The sequence below is a fragment of the Clostridioides sp. LIBA-2809 genome, from assembly GCF_056688965.1.
This window is the reverse complement of the sequence record NZ_CP197004.1, coordinates 840,044-861,897: the sequence shown is the minus strand read 5'-3', so window position 1 is coordinate 861,897 and position 21,854 is coordinate 840,044. Positions and strand designations below refer to the sequence as shown.

At 30.0% G+C, this 21,854-nt stretch carries 20 protein-coding genes and 1 tRNA gene; 3 read left to right on the top strand and 18 right to left on the bottom strand.

Translation table 11 applies throughout. The features are described from left to right. Positions 1–5: 5 nt before the first annotated feature. Positions 6–794: a motility protein A gene (locus ACTG44_RS04285; protein WP_479918224.1), complete on the bottom strand. Its 789-nt coding sequence runs from the start codon at positions 792–794 to the stop codon at positions 6–8. A gap of 93 nt (positions 795–887) precedes the next feature. Further along, positions 888–978 (bottom strand) — tRNA-Ser (locus ACTG44_RS04280). A 260-nt stretch (positions 979–1,238) separates the two neighbouring features. Here ACTG44_RS04280 and ACTG44_RS04275 point away from each other — a divergent pair. Next, positions 1,239–2,003, top strand: a complete 765-nt coding sequence (locus ACTG44_RS04275; RefSeq protein ID WP_021383536.1) for a DeoR/GlpR family DNA-binding transcription regulator — start codon at positions 1,239–1,241, stop codon at positions 2,001–2,003. A 254-nt stretch (positions 2,004–2,257) separates the two neighbouring features. On the opposite strand, the gene ACTG44_RS04270 is transcribed toward ACTG44_RS04275, so the two are convergent. Then, positions 2,258–3,373 (bottom strand): ethanolamine utilization protein EutH, encoded by a 1,116-nt coding sequence (locus tag ACTG44_RS04270; RefSeq protein ID WP_021383547.1) that lies wholly within the window; start codon positions 3,371–3,373, stop codon positions 2,258–2,260. Between the two features lie 40 nt (positions 3,374–3,413). After that, entirely contained in the window at positions 3,414–4,940 is a 1,527-nt protein-coding gene (gene glpK, locus ACTG44_RS04265; RefSeq protein ID WP_021383544.1) for a glycerol kinase GlpK, read from the bottom strand. A 290-nt stretch (positions 4,941–5,230) separates the two neighbouring features. Between glpK and ACTG44_RS04260 the strand changes: the two genes are divergently transcribed. Next, on the top strand, positions 5,231–6,328 hold the full coding sequence (locus ACTG44_RS04260; RefSeq protein WP_479918223.1) for a pyridoxal-phosphate-dependent aminotransferase family protein: 1,098 nt from the start codon (positions 5,231–5,233) through the stop codon (positions 6,326–6,328). Between the two features lie 591 nt (positions 6,329–6,919). Here ACTG44_RS04260 and ACTG44_RS04255 read toward each other — a convergent pair. Then, on the bottom strand, positions 6,920–7,432 hold the full coding sequence (locus tag ACTG44_RS04255; RefSeq protein ID WP_479921368.1) for a hypothetical protein: 513 nt from the start codon (positions 7,430–7,432) through the stop codon (positions 6,920–6,922). A 543-nt stretch (positions 7,433–7,975) separates the two neighbouring features. Here ACTG44_RS04255 and ACTG44_RS04250 point away from each other — a divergent pair. Next, positions 7,976–8,851, top strand: a complete 876-nt coding sequence (locus tag ACTG44_RS04250) for a DUF4300 family protein (protein ID WP_479921367.1) — start codon at positions 7,976–7,978, stop codon at positions 8,849–8,851. 170 nt (positions 8,852–9,021) lie between these two features. Here the strand turns inward: ACTG44_RS04250 and hisJ are convergent, their stop codons facing one another. From hisJ to acsD, 13 genes are all read right to left on the bottom strand, one after another. Further along, a complete protein-coding gene (hisJ, locus tag ACTG44_RS04245; protein WP_021383517.1) occupies positions 9,022–9,801 on the bottom strand; it encodes a histidinol-phosphatase HisJ in 780 nt (259 codons plus the stop codon). A 320-nt stretch (positions 9,802–10,121) separates the two neighbouring features. After that, the gene (locus tag ACTG44_RS04240) at positions 10,122–10,472 is read right to left on the bottom strand and encodes a DUF8180 domain-containing protein (RefSeq protein ID WP_479919896.1); all 351 of its coding nucleotides are present in this window, start codon (positions 10,470–10,472) and stop codon (positions 10,122–10,124) included. A gap of 15 nt (positions 10,473–10,487) precedes the next feature. Further along, complete coding sequence (locus ACTG44_RS04235) at positions 10,488–10,904, bottom strand: DUF3842 family protein (RefSeq protein WP_021383528.1); 417 nt, start codon at positions 10,902–10,904, stop codon at positions 10,488–10,490. Positions 10,905–10,922: 18 nt separating this feature from the next. Beyond that, entirely contained in the window at positions 10,923–11,114 is a 192-nt protein-coding gene (locus ACTG44_RS04230; RefSeq protein ID WP_003418375.1) for a CooT family nickel-binding protein, read from the bottom strand. Positions 11,115–11,264: 150 nt separating this feature from the next. Then, positions 11,265–12,080, bottom strand: coding sequence for a lipoate--protein ligase family protein (locus ACTG44_RS04225; RefSeq protein WP_479918220.1), 816 nt, complete (start codon positions 12,078–12,080; stop codon positions 11,265–11,267). 46 nt (positions 12,081–12,126) lie between these two features. Then, on the bottom strand, positions 12,127–13,065 hold the full coding sequence (gene lipS2, locus ACTG44_RS04220; protein WP_479921366.1) for a LipS2 family lipoyl synthase: 939 nt from the start codon (positions 13,063–13,065) through the stop codon (positions 12,127–12,129). Continuing rightward, positions 13,062–13,934, bottom strand: coding sequence for a LipS1 family lipoyl synthase (lipS1, locus tag ACTG44_RS04215; protein WP_479921365.1), 873 nt, complete (start codon positions 13,932–13,934; stop codon positions 13,062–13,064). The genes lipS2 and lipS1 overlap by 4 nt, the downstream gene beginning before the upstream one ends. 24 nt (positions 13,935–13,958) lie before the next feature. Next, complete coding sequence (gene acsV, locus ACTG44_RS04210) at positions 13,959–15,887, bottom strand: corrinoid activation/regeneration protein AcsV (RefSeq protein WP_479921364.1); 1,929 nt, start codon at positions 15,885–15,887, stop codon at positions 13,959–13,961. A 111-nt stretch (positions 15,888–15,998) separates the two neighbouring features. Then, positions 15,999–16,376 carry a glycine cleavage system protein GcvH gene (gene gcvH / locus ACTG44_RS04205; protein WP_003418363.1) on the bottom strand — a complete coding sequence of 126 codons (378 nt, stop codon included), beginning with the start codon at positions 16,374–16,376 and terminating at the stop codon, positions 15,999–16,001. Positions 16,377–16,462: 86 nt separating this feature from the next. Beyond that, positions 16,463–18,589 (bottom strand): acetyl-CoA decarbonylase/synthase complex subunit alpha/beta, encoded by a 2,127-nt coding sequence (acsB, locus tag ACTG44_RS04200; RefSeq protein ID WP_021383474.1) that lies wholly within the window; start codon positions 18,587–18,589, stop codon positions 16,463–16,465. A 56-nt stretch (positions 18,590–18,645) separates the two neighbouring features. Then, a complete protein-coding gene (gene acsE, locus ACTG44_RS04195; RefSeq protein ID WP_021383485.1) occupies positions 18,646–19,452 on the bottom strand; it encodes a carbon monoxide dehydrogenase/acetyl-CoA synthase methytransferase subunit in 807 nt (268 codons plus the stop codon). Positions 19,453–19,501: 49 nt separating this feature from the next. Next, on the bottom strand, positions 19,502–20,869 hold the full coding sequence (acsC, locus tag ACTG44_RS04190; RefSeq protein WP_479921363.1) for an acetyl-CoA decarbonylase/synthase complex subunit gamma: 1,368 nt from the start codon (positions 20,867–20,869) through the stop codon (positions 19,502–19,504). Between the two features lie 30 nt (positions 20,870–20,899). Beyond that, positions 20,900–21,844, bottom strand: a complete 945-nt coding sequence (gene acsD, locus ACTG44_RS04185) for an acetyl-CoA decarbonylase/synthase complex subunit delta (RefSeq protein WP_021383503.1) — start codon at positions 21,842–21,844, stop codon at positions 20,900–20,902. Positions 21,845–21,854: the final 10 nt, after the last annotated feature.

The window sequence follows — 21,854 nt, the reverse complement described above, 5'->3', positions numbered from 1 at the left end:
TTATATTATTCAGCTCTACTATCTGTTCCTTCAAGTTCGATTAATTCTTTTGAATTTAAAAATATTTTTAATTTTTCTGTCATTAAATTAGAATTATCCCCCTCAAGTATAGATAATATTGCTTCTATCACCAAAAGTCTTTCATTTATTTCTTGTTGGTTTATAGCTTTAAGTTTTGATGCTACTGGTATCCATATTAAATTGGCAGAACCAACACCATATAATGTAGCTAAAAATGCAACGGATATTTGAGGACCCAGTGCATCTGGATTACTCGAAAGATTACCTAAAATATGTACTAATCCCATAACGGTACCTATTATCCCCAGTGTAGGTGCAAATCCCCCTGCTGAATCAAATATTGATATACCCTCTTTATGTCGTTTTGATGTTATCTGTATCTGTGATTCCAAGATATTTCTTATAGTAGCTGCATCAACTCCATCTACCATAAGTTCAAGCCCTTTTTTAATAAAAGGGTCTAAATCATTATTGTCATTTATTTCCTTATCAATGCTTAGAAGCCCCTCTTTTCTAGCTTTTATTGCAATTTCTTTAAAATAGATTATATTTTCTATGTTGTTAGGTTTTTTATTTTTAAAAGCTAACAACATTATCTTTATAGATTTTTTAAACACGGGAAATGGCGTTGAAGCTCCAACAGCTCCTATAGTCCCACCAAAGACAACAAGTGCTGATGAAAACACAAATAGTGCTCCAATATGTCCTCCATCAATAACGAAAGCAACCACTAAAGATGCTATTCCCACTATGAAAAAAATTAAAGTTGTCATCTATTCCCTCCTTTCTTTAGTTCTGCTTAGTAAATTACTTTTATTAAAGACACTACAAAAAGACTACCTTTAACAAGAATAGCCTTTAATAATTGGCGGAGAAGGAGGGATTCGAACCCTCGCACCGGTTACCCAGCCTAATCCCTTAGCAGGGGATCCTCTTGAGCCACTTGAGTACTTCTCCAGATTGTCTTTACTAGTAAATTATATAATAAAATTATATTTTAGTCAATTATTTTATAAAATTTAAGTTATTTTGAATTATTAAATATCTATTTTTACTTTTTTGCTTAAATGTAAGTTTCAAATATGGTAAAATTATCTTGCATAATACTTATAATATTATTTGATAAATATACATACATTAACAAATATACATAAATCCTGACTTAATCATAAGTTATGCTCAAAGCTAAAATAATATTAATCCAAGGAGGATATTCTATGTTACCACAGGAAAGATACGAGAAAATTTTAAGTATTCTCGAATCAGATAATATAATTAAAATAAATGACATAGTTCAAATGTTTGACATATCAATAGAGACAGCACGAAGAGATTTAGCCCATATGGAGAGTATTGGACTTTTAAAAAGAGTCTATGGTGGTGCTATACCAGTTATAGCAAGTAGTGTAGAACTCAACTATGTTAAAAGAAAAAAAATAAACTCAAATGATAAAAAACAAATTGCAATCAAATGCAGTGAGTTTATAAATACAAATGATACTATTTTTATGGATACTGGAACTACTGTTCTTGAAGTTTCAAAAAATTTAAAAGACAAAAAAAATTTAACTGTAATAACCAACTCAATTTTAGTGGCAAATGAACTTATGAATACTAATATAAAAGTATATGTACTTGGTGGTTATCTTAGAGAAACTGAAGGTTCTTTTTCTGGCCCACTCACACTATCAGCTATTGAACAATTTAATGTTGATAAGGCTATTTTAGGTGCTGGAGGTATCACTCTTGAAAATGGTATTTCTGACTATCATTTGGAAGAAGCACTTGTTCGAAAAAAAATGATTGAAAGGTCTAGAAAATCTATAGTGGTTGTTGAACCTCCTAAGTTTGGTATAAATTCATTTGCATCAGTAGCTCCTATAGAACATATAGATACTATTATTACATCCTCTAATATAGACCATGATATAATAATAGAATTTTCTCAGAGAGGAATACCTTTAGTCATAGCAGATAATTAGTTTGTATGATTGGTTTTTAATTCCTTGGCATAATAAATTAAACTTAAGGAGCCAAATAATTATTTATTTAGCTCCATTTATATCTAAATAATACTTTATATTTTTTATTATGTTACTATTTTGAGATTAGTTTAATACTCTCAATTACTTCAATGTTTTATGCTACTTTATTATTTTGAACTATTTAATTATATTCTTAGTCATTTGATTTTTTAATTTAAAGTAACTTAAATTCTGTTTAAGTACTACTCATTTCATACAACATCTTTCTTAACTCTAACACTTTGTTCTTCTTCTAAAGTTAAGTCTTTTGTCATGACCATAGCAAGTGCAATTGCCAATACTCCACCAACCAACTTTCCAATTACAACAGGCGTAATCATCTCTGGCACTACTCCTGCTGTAAATCCTAAATGGTCTCCTAGAGCTGCTGTAGCACAAACCAACCATGCAGTATTTACTACTTTTCCCTTTGGTCTCATATCCTTCATCATTTTATATACTGGAATACTATTAGCTAAAGTAAATACTAACCCTGCTGCACTGGTCGCATCCATACCTAATTTACCTCCCACCATTGTAAGTGGTTTATTAAGAACTTTAACTAGCAAATGCAATATTGGAAAAGTACCTAATAATACTATTGCAATACTTCCAATTACTTGAATTCCTTCTCTTATTGGTGTCATTCCTTTTATAAGCACTATTCCTGTTATTTCTTGAAATGCAGCGGCTCCCAATCCTATTGTTATTAATATGGATATAAATTTCCCAAAAATTAATGACCCATTTATCATAAGTGTAGAATTCAATTTTAATCCTACTGCTAATATTACTGCCAATATTATCACTGGTATCATATTTATAATTACCATTGATAAGTTAAATCCTGCTATTAAGCCTCCTACAATACCTCCAAAAGGTATAGTTATCAATCCTATCAGTAAGCCTTTTGCAAAAAATGGTCTATCTTCATATTCTATAAGCCCTAATCCTACTGGTATTGAAAATACCAATGTACACCCAAGCATGGACGACACAACTAATCCTGCAAGCATTCCTGCCTCTTTATTATGTGCAAGTTCCATGGCTAATGGATACCCTCCCATATCATTGGCTAAAATAGTAGCAAACATAGATGGGTCTGCTCCACAAAGGTTGAAGATTGGTATTATCACAGGTCCTAACACATCTGAAATGACTGGAGCTAAACAAACTATACCAACCATTCCTAATGCTAATGGCCCCATTGAATTAAATCCTTCTTCAAACTGCTCTCCAAGCCCAAACTTATTCCCAATTATCCTATCTAATGCTCCTAAAAGCACACCCACAGCCATTATGTATAATATAATTTTATCAAAGGGCATATTTATTTCCTCCTGTATATGTAAAATTCTCTATTGTACTTTAATTAGCACACATTTTTTTGGTATCGTTTTCCCAATTCATAGCTCTTTTTACTGCTTGATTCCATCCAATTAGTATCTCTTCTCTTTTTTGATTAGTCATATTTGGGATATATTTTTTACTTACTGTAAATTCACTTCTAATTTCATCAATACTATTCCAAACACCACAAGAAAGACCTGCCATATACCCTACCCCAAGCACTGTTGTTTCAGGATTTTCTGCAATTTCAATTGGTATATCTAATATGTCAGCTTGAAACTGCATTGTAAAGTTATTTTTAGTAATTCCACCATCCACTCTCAACATTTTTATATCTTTACCTGAAGCTAAATTCATAGAATCAACAACATCTTTAACTTGAAGTGCAACAGATTCAAGAGTTGCCCTTACTATATGCTCTTTTTTAGTACTTCCGGTTATCCCAACCATTGTACCTCTAGCATATTGGTCCCAATAAGGTGCTGCTATCCCTGCAAATGCTGGTACAAAATACACACCACCAGTACTTGATATGGAGTTTGCCATATCATCAGTTTCCGAATAATTTTTTATAACTCCAATTCCATCTCTAAGCCATTGTATTGCAGCACCTGCTATATACACACCTCCATCATAAGCATAAGTAACTTTATCTCCTATCTTCCAAGCAACAGTTGTCAATATACCATTACCTGCTATATTTAGCTCCTCACCTATGTTCATATATAAGAAACAACCTGTACCATAAGTATTTTTGACCATCCCTGGTTCAAAACATCCATTACCAAACAAGGCTGCTGGTTGGTCAACCATTGAGGCAGTGATTTTTATAGAAACACCACAAAATGCCTCTTTATCTGTAGTTCCAAAATCACCACTAGTAGGCATTATATCTGCTAAAATACTTCTAGGTATTCCTATAATATCAAGTAACTCTCTATCCCAATCCATATCTCTTATATTAAAAAGCATCGTTCTTGCTGCTGTGGATACATCTGTTAAAAAGGATTTTCCTCCTGTCATTTTCCAAATTAACCAACTATCTAATGTTCCTGCAAGCACTTCTCCATTTTTTATTTTTTCCTTTACACCTTTTACATTATCTATTACCCATTTAATTTTTGTACCTGAGAAATACGGGTCTATAATTAATCCAGTCTTATCTATTATTTTATTTTCTAGACCTGGCACCCTCTTTAAATTTTCCACATAATCGTAAGTTCTCCTGCACTGCCATACAATAGCATTGTAAAGTGGCATCCCTGTATTTTTATCCCATAGCATTACTGTTTCACCTTGATTATCTATACCAATTCCTTTTATATCACTTTCATTAATTCCACTTTCAAAAGCTTGTTGTAATACATTATTACTTACAGTTTTTGTATTATTCCAAATTTCTATAGGGTCATGTTCGACGTATCCAGATTGCGGATATATTTGAGTATGTTCCATATAATCACTAAAAACAAACTCTGATTTTTCATTTATTAATACTGCTCTTGTTCCTGTTGTTCCTTGGTCAATTGCTAATACATATTTCACTTTAAACGTCCCCCTTTATTTTCAGAATTAATTAATTCTTCTTTATTTTTTGAATATAAAATCTATTCAAGTTATTTATATTTTATATCATTCTGTGGATTTATACAATATTTATTACGATATTTTTTGTTTTTTTTAATTTAAATGATTTTAAAAGTATTTTAATTAAAATATTATTGCAATATTTACTATTTTATTCTATAATCTAGTTAAAATAACACATAATATCATAATATTTACACATAAACAGTCATCACAAATTTTAAATTAAACTTTAAGGAGGATTTACAATGAAAAAAACATATCTATTTAGTCCTGGACCAGTAATGGTTACAGATAGGGTTAGAAACGCACTTCTTCACTATGATATATGCCATAGAGGAGATGAGTTTATGGATTTATTCAAGGATACTCAACAGAAAATCAATAAACTATATAATGCAACTTCTGATTATTACTCATTAGTCGTATCTGGCTCTGGGACATCTGTAAATGAATGTGTACTGTCTTCTATATTCGATAAAGAAGATGCAGCTTTATTAGTTAGTAATGGTGTTTTTGGAGAAAGGCTAGAAGAAATATTATCTGCTTATAATGTAAAAACATACAAGCCCAATTTTGAATGGGCAGAATATCCAGACTTAGACATTTTAGAAAAATATATAATTGAAAATCCTGATATAAAAGTAATTGCTATAGTATTTCATGAAACTAGCTCAGGAATGATAAATCCAATACCTGAACTAGGAAAACTTGCTAAAAAGTATAATAAAATATTCTTTGTAGATGCAATAAGTGCCTCTGCTGGAGAATATATTGATGTGGATGAGTTTGATATAGATATAATAACTGGTGTTGGTGGTAAAGCTCTTGGTGCATTCCCAGGCTCTGCATATCTTTGTGCTAAAGAAAACATTTTACAAAATATTAAAGAAAATCAATGTAAAAATGTGTACCTTAGTCTTTATAAACACTACAAACTTGCAAAATCGTCCTCTCAAACACCAAATACACCTAATGTCACTTTAATATTTGCTCTTAATGAAGCTTTAACTGAGTTTTTAGAAGATGACAATAAAATAGAAAGATATAGAGAATGTTCTGCTATTTTAAGAAATGGAATGGAAGAACTAGGTCTAACATTTTTACTTCCAGATAAGTATATGTCTAATACGGTTACCTCTGTGTTTTTGCCTAAAGAAATAGATATAAATGAGTTTATATTGGATTTAGAAAGGGAAAATGGTTATGTAGTATATCCTGGAAAGGGCAAATTCTTAGATGCTAATATCTTCCAAGTTGCAAACATGGGAGAAATATATCCAGAAGATTGTTACAAATTTTTAGATGTCTTAAAATCAAAACTAGAAATTAAAAAAGCTATGTAAATATTTATAAAATTGACTTATATTACTGTTTAGAATTATTGCAAAATCCTGTTTTATCATAATAGAAAAATTTATTTCAGCATGGAGTAAACATTTAGTACCCTTTCTTTCTAATACTCTTTAATCTTTATTGATTAAATTCTGTAGAATATTAGTATAAATTAAATAGACTGACTTTTTAAAATATTCATTTAATAAATTAGATTTTATATTTTCTATAAGGGTGAACTCTAAATATATAAAGTTCACCCTCATATTAAATTTTATATTGATGCAATTTTTTATATTTAATTATTTTATATTTTTAATACAATCATTTTTAGATTTAGTTATCTTACATTTTTAATACAATCATTTTAGATTTGGTTATTTTATATTTTTAATACAATCATTTTTAGATTTAGTTATCTTATGTTTTTAATACAATTGTTTTAGATTTGGTTATTTTACATTTTAATACAATTATTTTTAGATTTAGTTATCTTATGTTTTTAATACAATTGTTTTAGATTTAGTCATCCTATATTTTTGATACAACTTTTTTACATTTAATTATTTTATATTTTAATACAATCGTGTTTACATTTAGTATTATTTTTCAAGCTCATCAAAGTAATTATATACAACAACTTCACCTGTTTCTTTATCTGTTGTCTTTATAATCCCTTTAGCTCCATTTACTTCTTCTTTTGTAAATTCATCATCTAACACAACTTTAAATTTATCTTCCTTCCCATATCCTTGTTGGAATTCTTCTCTTAAAATTGCATTTTTTTCTTCTTTTGGCTTCAATTCAAATTCAATTCCAGATTTCATCTCATCGAAATAATTTAAGATTACAACTTCATTATTCACTTTATTAGTTGTCTTTATAATCCCTTTAGCTCCATTCACTTCCTCTTTTGTAAATTCATCATCTAATGTTATATTAAATTTGTCCTCTTTTCCATACTCCTCTTGAAAATCTCTTTTCATCTCATTGTATTTAGTTTCAAATTCCTTGCTCTCATTTAATTCCATAGCTGATACATTTGTCAATGATACTCCTATCATCATAATTGTTAATGCTGAGACTACACCAGTTTTAAATTTTTTTACTTTCATATCTTACCTCCTAAATTAAATATTCTCAATGCAATTATATAAATAAAATCCTAAGTTTTACAGTTTCATTCTTGTAACTAAAATTACTGTTATGTAACCAAACTTTTCATTTCAACTATTCCTTAAAAATCGCTTTTTTGAGGAATAGTTGAATTTAAATAATAATATTTTTATACTTATTAATAGCTTTAAAATCAAACTAAGCAAATAATTTTTTGATAAAATAAAAGTTTTTAGATACTTCAATCCTACTTATTTACCTAAAGTCTTATAATAAACAAATTAAAAATTTCTCCCTTTTCTAGCAATAGCCTATTTATTTTTACTATACAAAGTAACTCAAAAATATCAAGAGTATTTTTCTTAATATTCAAAAAATATATACCCTATATTAGTATATATATTTAAATATTAAAAAAAAGTTTTAAATAAAGTTATATTTTTTACAACAGTTTTGTAATTAAAAACATATTGAAGCTAAAATTAAATGTACTATATACTATAAATATGTCGACACAATAAATTTAAAAAGGAGAGATATAAGTGAAAAAAAAATTATCAATAGTAATATTATCCATTGCTTTAGTGTTATCAAGTATACTTACTATCTTTGCATATTCAGCTGTTAAGAATAATAAATTAATATACTCTAATATGATAGATAAAAAAACTCAAAATGATGTAAAAAAAGTTTTAGAAAAAAATAAGGTTGATAAAAAAGATGTAGATGCATTTATTAAAGCAATTAATAGTTATAACAAACAGCAAGTTAAAATACTGCAAAATAATATAAGTTTATCTAAATCTGGATATTCTTCAACGAATGCAAAACAAGTTCCATATGACCTAGAAAAATTACAAGATAATTGGATGAAAAAATTTCCTGATTATATGGATGTAAATTGTAGAATAACAGCCTTTAGACTTTTTAAAGATTTTATAAATTCAAACAAGAAATTTACTGGAGATTCCATTGATTTAAGTATAGATTTAGATACTATATCAAACAATAAAGATGCTAAATTTAGCCCCAAAGATGTAGAGAAATTTATCAACTTTTTTTCTGCAATACCGACTAAAGATACAAATGATATAAATAAAAATGCAGAACAAATAAAAAAGGAATGGAAAAAGAGAAAGATATCTTTTAAAGATAATAAAAATATGTCCATTATAAGTGGTTTTCTTCGTTATCCAGAAACTAAAAATGTATTTATAGGTCATACAGGTATATGTATTAAGACTGACAAGGATATTTTATTTATAGAAAAGTATGGAGTTACATCGCCTTATCAAATTACCAGATTTAAAAGTAAAAAAGATGTGAAAAATTATATGTTTAATAGATTGAAAATGACAGAAGGTGAAGGAGAATTACTTGACCCGATAATAATGGAAAATGATAAACTTATGAAGTAATCACTTTAAGCACAAAATAAGCTTTCTAAGTTTTAAATTAATACAAGAGCATACAAATAAAATATATTAGTTTTAAATTCTATTATTGTTTTAAATTAGCCAAATTTACAAAAGACTGTAGATAAATTTATTTTATACAAACTTATCTACAGTCTTTTATGTGAACATATCTAAAAAATATTATAGTTGTCTATTTCCTCTGCACAGTGAGAATCTGAGCCTAAAACTAGTGGAATGTCATATTCTTTTACTAATTTTAATAAGTATCCATCTATATAAGGTTCTTTACAATACTCTTTTCTATTACCAGATACATTGTAGTCAAGTTCATAACCTTTTTCTTTGACTAACTTTATTAAATCTTCAAGAACTTTATTTCCTTTATAATCATATGGAAATGCCTGATTAAACTTTCTAACTAAATTTAAATGACCTATTCTTCTTGGCTTATGTATTCCTAAGTCTGAATTTACAGCTTTTATCAAGGTTTCATAATACTTATTATAAACAGCTTCAATACTACCTAGCTTATCAATTAAATTTTGAAACTCTTCCACACTGTAATCTACACAATAATAAGTATCGTCAATCTTAATTATATGTACTGACAAAAGAGAATCTTCTAATTCATCTCCATATTTATCTAAGTTTTGCTTTATTCCCTCTTCATAACCTTCTATAAAGTCTACTTCTGACCCCACATTTATCTTAATTTTACCCTTATATTTTTCCTTCAGTCTCTTAACATCATTGAGATACTTTGGTAAGTCTTCAATACTCATACAACTATCATTTTCAGGAGCAGGGTCTTTAAATCCATCTGCATATGGAAAATGCTCTGTAAATGTCATTTCTGTTATGCCAACATCAATTGCTCTTTGTATGTATTTTTCAAAATCATCCTTACTTCCATGAGGACAATAAGGTGAATGTATATGACCGTCTTTCATAAATAGTTCATCCCCTTCTTTAAATAAAAAATTTAATATAAACATATAAATTCTTTAAACTCTAAAATAAAATCTTTTAACCATACTAAACTTTATTATATCTAATATTAAAGTAATTTTAAACAGTCTTAATGCTATCTTAACATTAGTACTATCTTTTAATAGTAATACTCCAATATGTCAATACTAAGTATCACATAACCCAATTTTATAATAAAATTTACTCATTAAAGTATATTACATACCTCCTAGAAATTTCAATAATTAAATATCAAAAACATAAAAATCGCTTATATCAAACATATAAGCGATTAATTATATTACATATGTTTTTTAGCCTCTAATAACATCTTATTAGCCTCTTCCATACACTCTATAGCTTTTTCGATACTCTTTGCTGTCTCTTCTTTTCCAATAGCTCTAGCTTTTTCAACCCACTCTCTAAATCCTTCTTCATGAGTTTCATTGTGATTTATCCAGTGTACTAAAAGTATTTTTAAAGTTTTTTCATCTTTAGACTCTGATGATTCCTCATGGCTATGTTCGTGGTCATGGTCATGAGCATGGTCATGCGGATGTTCATGACACATATCTCCATGAGTATGTTCGTGGCAGTGGTCATGGTCATGATTACCATGATGATATCTTACAATCTCTCTATCAAAAATCATTAGTTATTCCCCCTGTTATTTTATATTAAATTCTTTTTTTATAAGATTTACAGAATCTTTTACAAGTAGTGCTAATGGTTTACCTTCTAATCCAACTAATTCTATATTTTCTGGCATAATAGGTAACAGTATCTTTAGTGCCTCACTGTCTGAAATAGCTTCACTTATATTACAAGTAACTTCTCCCATCATAGAATTAGGTATTATTACAGAAATAGGTGCAACTACTATATTTGCTTTTTTGGCTGACACTACTATAGCATTTTCCCCTGTAGCCCCTTTATTAGCATGAGCCTTCATCATAGAACTAGTTGCTATAGAATTAGTCCCTAGTGCATAAATTTCTACATATGTAGGTAATTCTTCTCTCAAAGAAGAAACTATCTGGGCTCCAATACCTCCACCCATTCCATCTATCACTGCTATTATCATATGAAATTCCCCTATTAATTAATTTTCTTGTATTATTATCTTATGGTCCATCAATCTTATTTCTTTAATTATCCCATCTATTATCTTTTGCTCTCCTAGTAAATCAGTTAAATAAATCTTTCCATCACAAGGGTCTATATTAACCACATTTTCCATAACCTTTTCTAACTCATTATTACTTTTACAAATGAAAGCTGATGATTCACACATATAAATCTCCTCCTAATATGATTTTTATTAAAAATCAAAAAAAGATTCCCTTAGGTATTTCAATACACCAAAGAAATCTTCATGATTTCAATTTTCGTATATTATTATACCTTAAGTATAGCACTTTAATTTACATAAAGTCAATTAAAGTTAACGCTTTTTATTGTACTCTTCATTCTTATATTTTTCATATAATTCTTTAGCTAATTGCTTCTCATAATCAGTCAAATCGCCTTCTACAAACTCAACATTAAATTGGTCAGCTAATCCTTTTACTATATTTTCTTGCAGAATATCTATGTCTATTTTTTTGCCAAGTTCATTTTCTATTCCACTAGCCTTCTTAGCTGTAAATTTCATAGCCCTTTCCTTAAATTCTGGTGTTTTAGTTTTTATTAATTCAAATAATTTTTCTACATCGAAATTCAATATTATTGAACCATGTTGCAATAAAACTCCATCTTTTCTGCTTTGAGCACTCCCAATAACCTTCTTATTATTAATAGTAACTTCATATGATGCATGTGCATTAAAACATGCAGCTGATAGATTTTCCCTACTTATTCTTTCACCTCTATTTAAATTATCTGTTTCTACTCCACTTAAATTTAATCCTTTAACTAGACCTTCACTTATATATCTGTAAGATAGATTAATACTCTTGTCAATCAAAGGATTCTCTTCTCCTATAATTATACTATAAGTTAGCTCATTATCATGTAATACAGCTCTTCCCCCTGTAATTCTTCGAGTATAATCTATATTCATGCATCTACATTTATCCAAATCTATCTCATCTTCCAATTTCTGAAAATATCCTATACTTAAACAAGCTGGCTCCCATGTATAAAATCTAAGTGTCGGCTTATTGTGTCCTTTCTTATATGCAGTAAATATAGCTTCATCAATTGCCATATTCATTGCACCATCATATGATTTATTATGTATAACTCTCCACTGATTCATGATTATTACGCCTCCATCTTTAGTACAAATATATCCTAGAAATCATTTATAAATTTATTTCTTTTATAGCTAAATCTATCTCACTTTGATTTAAAGGTCTTGAATAGTTGTATATAGTACTTCCTGGTCTTTCATTATAATATGGTCTATTGCAATCCTTACATCCTCTTATTTCAAAAGGATAACCTTTGTTTATGTCTTTTATAATATCATTATCAAGTTTGATATTATCTAAATATCCATTTTTAAATTCAAAACATTCTTTTGAGTAGCCTTTATTTATCATATAAGACATTAATTGTACTCTTCTATAACTTTCTATATTTGGTTGGCTTATTTTTTCCATTTTAGTTCCTCTAACTGGAGTAAATGCAAATAAGCTAATCGTTATGTTATTTTCCTTTAAATAATTATATAGATTATATATATCCTCATGACTTTCACCCATACCAACTATTATATGAGTACTTATTTTATTAGGATATGATTTTGACATCTCAGTTATAAATTTTAACTTTTCATCATAATTATTTCCTTTTATTTTTTCATACAATTCTTTATTTGCTACATCTATAGCTATTCCTATTTTATCTACTCCTGCTGAAAAAAACTTATTTATTTCTTCATAACTCTCTAATTTTGCAGATAATGAAATCGGCATATCTATTTTCCCATTTATATAATTTATAAAATCTAAAACAGACTTATGTGCTTCTTCACTTGCCATTGATTGAATACATATTCTCTTTATATTTTTCCCTTTATAAATTCTTAAAGCATCCAATATTTCTTCTTTAGAAAACTCTGGCCAAACTACTCTCGATAACTTATCTTTTCTAGTACTACTTTCTATTGATTGAGAACAAAAACTACATTTATTTATACATTTTTCTCCAATCATTATATATGCTGTAGTAGGAGGTATATCGCTTTTTTTGTTTAATATTCCAAGTTCTATTGCTGTCCCAGATGATAGTCTAATCATAAAACGCAACACTCCTTACACTCAGTTATTGTCATATTCATTTCTATAGCCTTACTCTTAGCAGACTTTGATGGTAATACTATTCTATTGATTCCACACATTATAGATAGCTGGTCTAGCTCTTTTCTATACGTTCCTCTTGGTCTCATACAGCCTAGATTAATTTCCGTATCTGGTAAATTAATTCTAGCTTCACATAAGATATCTGCTACTCCTTCTAGCTCAGGTGGTTCTACATTCTCATACTCAGTCCCTTTTGTTGGAATAAGTACTATAAATGTAAGTTTATTAGGAGGATTTTTTTGTAGGTATTCTATAATTTCATATTCACCCTTTATTTGTCCTCCCTTTAAACCAATACATATATGTGGTGCTACTTCTGTATTTTCTCTTATTGTATTATAAACTTCGATATAATCGTCTTTACTTTTTTCCATCTTATAAACTTCTCTTATTGTTTCTTTATCAAATACTAAATCAAAAGAAACTATATCTAAATACTTACACAACTCTATAATGCTATCTCTATCCATAAGCCCTAAATGAGCATTCAATCTATATCCTTGTTTTTTTAAGTCTTTAATAGTCTTAATATGTGTATTTATTGGAACATCTCCCTCATAGCTACAACCACCACTTAATAAAAAACTAGTTATATTTCTTGACTGTACTTTTTCTTTATAATTCTCGATTGGCACCATATTGTTTAAGTAGTGACCATTACAATGAGCACACTTTAAACTACATTTATTACTTGTAGTACTAAGTGCTAGTGTCTGATTAGGATAAGCAAATTCTATTTTATTCCCAAAATTATTTAGTCTAACATCAAAAGCCATTTTCATTTTTTCAGATAAATTTTTATTCATAATTTATTCCTTTTAAGTTATGTTTTACTCTTCAAGTAATCTTTTTGCTGTTGGGAACTGCTCTATATTTGTATGTGGTAAGAAGCATGCAGATATAAATTCATCCATATAACTTGGATATACACTAAGTTCAACATAAGTCATCTGATTACCTATTTCTTCAAGCTTATTTTTTGCATCTTTACTTATAAGAGCTAAGTAAGAACCCACAAGAGAACTATTTCCAATATAAGTGAATTTTTCTCTCTCAATATCAGGAAGTAATCCTATAATTATTGAATTTTCTATGTCTAAGTTATTTCCTATACCTCCTGCTATATAAACTCTATCTAATATGCTAAAGTCCATACCTAAGCTATCTACAAGAGTATATGCACCTGAATATATAGCTCCTTTAGCTCTGATGAAGTTATCTATATCAACTTCATTGACTACTATATCATTTTCTAAATCAAATTCTTCTTTAAATGCTAATACATATTCTCCTATCTCATGCTCATTAAATCTAACTCTCTTATTATCTAAATCTCTGTATATCTTACCTCTTCTATCTATTACACCTTTAGTAATCATTTGGCAAATTAAATCAATTATACCAGAACCACATATACCAACTGGAGCACATTCATCAATAATCTTTAAAGTTGGCTCTAAAGTTTCTTTATCAATAGTTACTTTTTCTATTGCTCCTGCTGATGCTCTCATTCCACAGCTTATACCTCCACCTTCAAAGGCAGGTCCTGCTGAACATGCACAACTCATCATATAATCTTGATTACCAAATACTATCTCTCCATTAGTTCCTAAATCTATAAATAAAACATTTTCTTCACTTGACCATATACCTGCTGATAATACACCTGCTGTTATATCTCCTCCTACATAACTTGCAACAGATGGAGCTAAGTACACATATGCACTGTCATTTACAAAAAGACCTACATTTTCACCCATAAGTTTTGGAGATTTTAAAAATGGAGGTATGTAAGGCTCTTGTCTTAAGAAGTCTGTATACACACCTAAGAATAAACTTGTCATGGTTGTATTTCCAGCAGCTACTAATGTAACTACATCCTCTTTATTTATGCCATTTCTTTCGTATATTGTTTTCAATAGAGGATTTATAGTTTCTTCAACTATAGCTTTATTAAGTGTCTCTAATCCATTTTTCTTAGTTGAATATATAATTCTATTTATAACATCTGCTCCGTATTTTATCTGTGCATTTCCAGAAGATGCTTTGTCTACTACTTCTTTTGAATATAAGTCAACTAGGCATACAACTACTGAAGTTGTACCAATATCTATTGCAACTCCATACAATGAATTTTCTTTGTTGCCTTCTTCTATATTTATAATTGTAAGCTTCTTTTGTTTTTGGACGTATGTTATTGTAACTTTAAAATCGCTCTTTCTAAATACTGTTGGCATCTTTCTAAGTATATCTAGTCTAAAATCTATTTCATTATATCCTAGATTATTTCTAACATATCTCTCTAATCTATCTACATCACTTATATTATCATCTAAGTTTGGCTCTTCCATTTCTATGTATTTCTTTTTTATATTTGTTTTAAATTGAAGATTATGCTCTTCGATTATCTTTTTAGCTCTTTCAAATATTTCTCTATCTTCTTTTTTATTACTACCTTCTATCTTCATACCATGCATAGAAGATGATAGTTTAGAAGGAACTTCAATTTCTATATCTGAGACTACTTTTGTACAACAAGCTAATATATAACTTTGCTCCCACTCGTCATCCGTTATATGTCTTGTTTTTTCTGTGTCAACTTTCCCGTTCAATAATTTTACCTTACATTTACCACAGGATACATTTCCATTACAAGGAGCATCTATAAATACATCTGCATTTCTTGCAACTTCTAATAATACGTCCCCTTCATTGCAATAAACTTCTTTATTGTTTGGTGTAAAAGTTACTTTTATCATACTATCCCTCCCAATTTGTTCTATATATTATAAAAGGAAAGTATAGCTAAATTTGCGTGCACTCAAATTTTACTATACTTTCCCCAATTATAATAATATACTAATCTTTAATTATTCTAATCCAGCCTCGTATTCTTTATCACTTAATAACGTATCAAGTTCAGCAACATCAGCTAGCTTTACTTTTAATATCCAGTTTTCGTATGGGTCTTCATTTATACATTCTGGCTCATCTTCTAATTTTTCATTAACTTCTAGTACCTCACCATTAACAGGAGATATTAAATCAGAAGCTACTTTAGAAGATTCAACTACTCCAAAATCTACTCCCTTAGTTACAGTATCTTCTACTTCTGGTGTTTCAACAAATAATATTTCTCCTAATTGATCTTGAGCATAATCTGTTATACCTATATATACAACATCTCCATCAATTACTTTCACCCACTCATGATCTTTAGAGTATTTTAATTCTGGTAATAATTTCATTTCGATAGACCCCCAATATTATATTATTGATTAAATTATTTAAATCATATTAATATTATATCACACTATTTTAAATTTTCCATCAATTACATTACACTTTCCATAGCTAATGCTGGATGACCTTTTTCTTCTAAGAAAGCTAATACGCCTTCAGAATCGTCAGCTATAGTTTCATCACAAACCATATCACAGAAGTTTTCTATTCCAGTCATTTCTTTAACTGTAGCATTTAATTTATCAGCTACATAATCTTTTAATTCTTTTGGCATCCAAACTATTCTTTCTGGTCCACCTTCTGCATAAGCAAACTTTTTAGAAGATATGAAATGTCTTCCATGTCCCATGAATCCTGGAGTTTGAACTCCTCCACCTGTCATAGAAGCAAGTTCTCCGAAAGTCATACCAACTGGAGTAACACTTGGGAACTCTCTATTAACTACAACAAATCCGTTTGCTTCTGGCATTATACCACAGATACACTCGAAGCATCCACAAGAAGTCATAGGGTCTTCTAATATAGAGTATAATGTAACAGCTTCAACTGCACCTTGAGATATTTGGTTTACAGTTTCATTTACTGAATTCCATACACCTGTTCTATCGTCTAAGCACTCGCCTTTTTCTATTGGTTGACAAGGACCTGTTGGGTCTAGTTCTTTAGTAGCTTTAGCATCTAACCAGCTAACTGCTCCACAAAGACCAAGTCTTTCAGGAGTAACAACACAAACGTGAGCTGGTGCAAATGATTGACATAAGTTACAAGAATAGAAAGTATCAACACTTTCATCAACTAAAGAAGCTAATCTTTCATCTCTAGCATTGTACTTAGCTATTGCTTCACCTTTTAATTCAGAAACTTTTTCAGCATCTGTAATTATAGTTATTTCACACTTATCAACTACTGATTCAAATTCATCTAACATCTTAGCATATAAAACTTCTCCTATATGCTCAAGTCTAAATCCTTTATCAAATGCATCTTTAGAGATTCTTACCCAAGCCATATCTCTTTGTCCAACGTGCATTACACCTTCTATATAGTTTAAGAAGTAGTGGAAACGTCTTTCAAGTACTGGCTCGAAATCATCTTGCATGTTTTTACCAGCTATCTTAACTATTACAGCAAGTGGTAATCTCAATACACCATCTGCTTCAACTTCATCTATATTTGGTCCTATTATTTCTATCTTATGGTCTTCAACCTCTGCTGCTTCTTTCTTAACAACAAGTTCCCAAGCTTCAGTTCTATTTCCACCAAACTCAGCAAACATATCGCTCTTTCTAATTCTCTCACCTTCAAATGCTGCTGCAAATGAAACTGGTATAGGTATTTCAGTAACTTTTATTTTTATTCCTCTAGCTTCTAATGAAGTAGCTACTATCTTATCATAATCTTTTTGAGTTAATAAGTTCATTGGAACTTCAAGAACTGTTTGGTCAGTTACAACTGGGAATCCTAAAGCTATTGCTCCAGCACCTGCAGATACAACTAATTCACTTAATGGTCCAAATGCATTAACAAATGCAGGAACTCTATTAGCTGTGTACTCTAATAATCCGTTTAAATCACCAGGAGTTAATCCACCGAATATTAATGCTGCTCTTACTGCAACAGATACAACGTGGATAACAGAAGTTACATCGTATCCTAGAGGTATAACTCTTAGTTCAAGACCCATTTTTACTCCAGCTTCTATCGCTTGGTCTATAACTTTACCAACTAAGAAAGTTAATAAACCTTTAGATTGGTAATCTTTTATAACTTTTGCTGCTGATTCAGCATCAGGACATTCACCAAGAACAACTGCAACACCAGGTATATCTCCTGTAACTAGTGGTACACCAAGTGATCTGATTATAGGGTCAGTTATATGACCTGCACATGGCTCACTATATGGAGCATCCATAGTTGAGTATTTTAATGCTTCAATTACTTCTGCAGCTAAAGCTGTAGCTAAACCAGCATTAAAAGCATGTTCTAATAAATGAGTTCTGTTTATTAAAGATTTTACTACTTCTAAAGCAGCTTCTAAGTCCCCTAAAGTGTTCATTTTTTGTCCTGTTGCAGCATATATACAAGGTAATGAATATGCTGTGTCAGGGAATGCAACTTTATGTTCTTTTCCATTTTTTTCTATAGCTTCAGCTAGCATAGCTTGAGCTGCACCTAAAGCTTGTTCTGACCCTGTAAAGATTATATTATATAGATTCATTCTATTTCCCCCTTTAATATTTATACCTATTTTTTATTAACTATACCCTAAAAACCCTAGAAAGCAAATCCACCTTCATTTAACTCTAAGAAAGAGTCTGCATATAAAGATGCCCCATTGATTATGTCACAAGATTTTACAGTTTTCATTAATTCTGGGTCACATGGATTCATTATAGCTGAACTAAATCCATTGGCCATTGCCATTGCTAAGAATGCACTATCTAAAACAGGTCTAACATGTTTAGGACATCCATTAGATACGTTAGATAATCCTCCTGTAGTTAAAAGTCCCATTTCAGTCATCATTTTTATAGCTTCTAAAACTTCTACTTGTTTTTCTTGCATACCTTTTATAACTAAGCATAATGGGTCGAATAGTATATCAGTTGGTTCCATTCCTAACATTAAGCCTTTTTCTAATATTTCTTGGCAGTAAGCCATACGCTCATCATTATCTCTTGGGATACCTTCTTTTGCACATAAGCCTATAACCATTGATTCATATTCAGCTGCTATATCTATTAAATCAAATCTTGAACCAGCATCAGCAGAGTTTATTATTGGTTTTGCATTAGTTCTATCATAAACTTTAAGTCCAGCTTCAATAGCTTTTTTATTAGCTGTATCTAGTGCTATAGGAACATTGTTAAACTCAGATTGAAGTAATTTGATTCCCCATGTCATTATTTCTTCGCCATCTCTTTCAGCAGGTCCGATATTGAAATCTATATAATGTGCTCCTGCTTCTAATTGTTCTTTCGCTCTTTTTAATATTGGAGCTGGATCTCTTTCTGCTAATGCCTTTCTTATTGAAGGTGAGATACAGTGTATTCTTTCACCTATAATCATAAATTTTTCCATTTATAATGTCCCCCTTTAAATTTAATATTAATAGTTAGTTAATATTTTATTAGTTTGTTTGGCATGCTTTTTCTTGGTATCCTTTTAAGAACTTAGGTAATTCCATAGATTCTTCTGGTCCTATAACTACACTCCATCCTGGTAAATTGTCTTCTATATCACCTTTAAGTACTGCAACTTTTCCTGGAATGATAAGGTCTTTACAATTAGTTACTTCTTCTACTTTACTTTCTTTAATGAAAGCAGAGATTGAATTTCCACCAAATTTACCAGCAGCCCAAGATGTAAGAACTGAATATCCACCTGCATCTGGTATTACTAACCATACTGGAACTTTTGATCTTTCTATGTCTCCAGCAACTATGAAGTAAGTTAATGCAAAGTCAACAGTAACTAATACTGGAGAATTTTCATCTGGGTTATTGATTGGGTAAATCTTTGGTTCAACTCTCATTGGTCTTTGTGGGTCAGTGTATATATTTTGTCTTAATGCAAATAATGGTAATGCCTTAGCGTAACTGATATCATCTATTACTATTATAGAACCGTATTTTATAGTAAACATTGATGATAAAGCAATTTCCATCATAGGGTTAGAATTAGATAATCTATTTGCAAATACTATTGAAGGATATCCAAATGTTCTATCTTGCTCTTTTAAAGCTATTCTTCTAACTTGTATAGCGTTAGTGTAAGTATCTTTTATGTTTTCTCCAGTTACATCTAATACTAATTCTTTATATCCAGCAGCTTGAACTAATTCAACTGTTTCATATAATTCTTCTAGGCTACCAGCTTTTACACCTAATGGTAAACTTGCTCCTTTAACTACTTCTATCATATCTTTGTAGTTCTCTTTAGTTGCTCCATATACCATTGGTCTAGCATCTTTTAATACTTCAACAGCTTCTTTAACTGCTTGTGCATCATCACAAGCTAAAATGTAAGCTACTTCTAATCCACTACCTTTTATTTTATCTATTAATTTTAAATATGCTTCTTTGTCTCCACAGTACTCTAAAACAACCATTTCAACTTTCATTTGTTCACCAATTCTTACATAGTCAACTTTTTTCATGTTAGCTATTTTAGAATCTACTGCTTCATCACTCATACAAGTACAGAATGAAACTGCATATCTATTTCTACTTACTAATGTTTTTTCATGTCTAAATAATACTGTTTCCCCACCTAGTTCATATTCAGATGCACCAGTACCAACTTTTAAAGCTTTCATTAAAGGTGCTGTAGCTTCTGACAATTTCGCTATAGCGTCATCAGACATGTGTGGGCATTTACCTACTTCTACAGCTCCTGAAGCAACCTTCATAGAGAAAGCCATACAAGTTGGGAATCCACAATCCTTACAGTTTTTCTTTGGTGTTAATTTAAATATATCTAAAGCTTTTAATGCCATTATTTTTTCCCCCTAACCTTAACAATTTAATTAAGCTAATGCGTTAACCAATTCTTTTATAGTTTCTATTGATTTTGGATGACGAAGTATAACTGCGTTTGAACCACCTACTAAAACACTTGCTGCAGTTGAAACTTCCATTGCTATAGTTCTTTCCTCTGGACAACCCCAATCTGGCTCATCTTCTATTGGAGCTATAGCTTCTTTAACATGACCTACTTCAAAAGCTACTGGTGTTATGATAGGCATTTGTAATGTCTTATCATTTTGACCAAATGCTGCAAGTCTAATTCTATCCATAGTAGATGCAACATACTCATATCCATAACCAACTGCTGAACATCCAACATTCATAACTATATTTTCGCCTTTAACGCCTAATTGAGTTAACAGTACGTTTAATTGTTTAGCTAGGTTTATATCAACAGAAGACTCAGCTCCAACTTTGTGTGCATAAGCCATACCAGCTGATGCTCCTACTCCTTTGTAGTTATCTTCTACTGCTGACATAAATAAGCAGTTATGTCCATCTAATGTTTGAGCTAATTTTTCAAACAATTTACCATCTTTTTCATGATTTCCTGAACCAGCTACAACTAAAGGTAATTCTATTGCTTCAACTACTGCTTTAGCTACATCAGCACATTCATCAACTGACTTATCTAATCCATTTGGGTCAGAACCATCAAATTTTAAACAAATAAAATCTGCTTGTGTATTAGCTTCAACATATTTAGCCCATTCTACTGGACAATTAGCTACATCTTTGTATAACTCTTTATATGAATCAGTCCAGCTTTCAGGGTAAACGTCTGATATTTGTATACCTATTTTTGGAGAATTCCCTACTTCTCCATCAAAACTATAAAAAGGTAATACATTTTCCCCACCTAATTTAATTGCTTTTTCCCCTATTCCTACTTCAACTTCTGATATTTTTCCAGAATATTTTTGAGTAGACATTTTAAATGCCATATTTTTTTCC

What these genes read in the sequence shown, in the direction of transcription:
- acsB (WP_021383474.1), bottom strand. Translation starts at nt 18,589, where the DNA reads ATGAATCTATATAATATAATCTTTACAGGGTCAGAACAAGCTTTAGGT.
- gcvH (WP_003418363.1), bottom strand. Translation starts at nt 16,376, where the DNA reads ATGAAATTATTACCAGAATTAAAATACTCTAAAGATCATGAGTGGGTG.
- ACTG44_RS04240 (WP_479919896.1), bottom strand. Translation starts at nt 10,472, where the DNA reads ATGATTTTTGATAGAGAGATTGTAAGATATCATCATGGTAATCATGAC.
- ACTG44_RS04285 (WP_479918224.1), bottom strand. Translation starts at nt 794, where the DNA reads ATGACAACTTTAATTTTTTTCATAGTGGGAATAGCATCTTTAGTGGTT.
- acsC (WP_479921363.1), bottom strand. Translation starts at nt 20,869, where the DNA reads ATGGCATTAAAAGCTTTAGATATATTTAAATTAACACCAAAGAAAAAC.
- ACTG44_RS04260 (WP_479918223.1), top strand. Translation starts at nt 5,231, where the DNA reads ATGAAAAAAACATATCTATTTAGTCCTGGACCAGTAATGGTTACAGAT.
- ACTG44_RS04270 (WP_021383547.1), bottom strand. Translation starts at nt 3,373, where the DNA reads ATGCCCTTTGATAAAATTATATTATACATAATGGCTGTGGGTGTGCTT.
- ACTG44_RS04225 (WP_479918220.1), bottom strand. Translation starts at nt 12,080, where the DNA reads ATGAATCAGTGGAGAGTTATACATAATAAATCATATGATGGTGCAATG.
- hisJ (WP_021383517.1), bottom strand. Translation starts at nt 9,801, where the DNA reads ATGAAAGACGGTCATATACATTCACCTTATTGTCCTCATGGAAGTAAG.
- acsV (WP_479921364.1), bottom strand. Translation starts at nt 15,887, where the DNA reads ATGATAAAAGTAACTTTTACACCAAACAATAAAGAAGTTTATTGCAAT.
- ACTG44_RS04235 (WP_021383528.1), bottom strand. Translation starts at nt 10,904, where the DNA reads ATGATAATAGCAGTGATAGATGGAATGGGTGGAGGTATTGGAGCCCAG.
- acsD (WP_021383503.1), bottom strand. Translation starts at nt 21,844, where the DNA reads ATGGCATTTAAAATGTCTACTCAAAAATATTCTGGAAAAATATCAGAA.
- ACTG44_RS04275 (WP_021383536.1), top strand. Translation starts at nt 1,239, where the DNA reads ATGTTACCACAGGAAAGATACGAGAAAATTTTAAGTATTCTCGAATCA.
- ACTG44_RS04230 (WP_003418375.1), bottom strand. Translation starts at nt 11,114, where the DNA reads ATGTGTGAATCATCAGCTTTCATTTGTAAAAGTAATAATGAGTTAGAA.
- lipS2 (WP_479921366.1), bottom strand. Translation starts at nt 13,065, where the DNA reads ATGATTAGACTATCATCTGGGACAGCAATAGAACTTGGAATATTAAAC.
- acsE (WP_021383485.1), bottom strand. Translation starts at nt 19,452, where the DNA reads ATGGAAAAATTTATGATTATAGGTGAAAGAATACACTGTATCTCACCT.
- lipS1 (WP_479921365.1), bottom strand. Translation starts at nt 13,934, where the DNA reads ATGAATAAAAATTTATCTGAAAAAATGAAAATGGCTTTTGATGTTAGA.
- ACTG44_RS04255 (WP_479921368.1), bottom strand. Translation starts at nt 7,432, where the DNA reads ATGAAAGTAAAAAAATTTAAAACTGGTGTAGTCTCAGCATTAACAATT.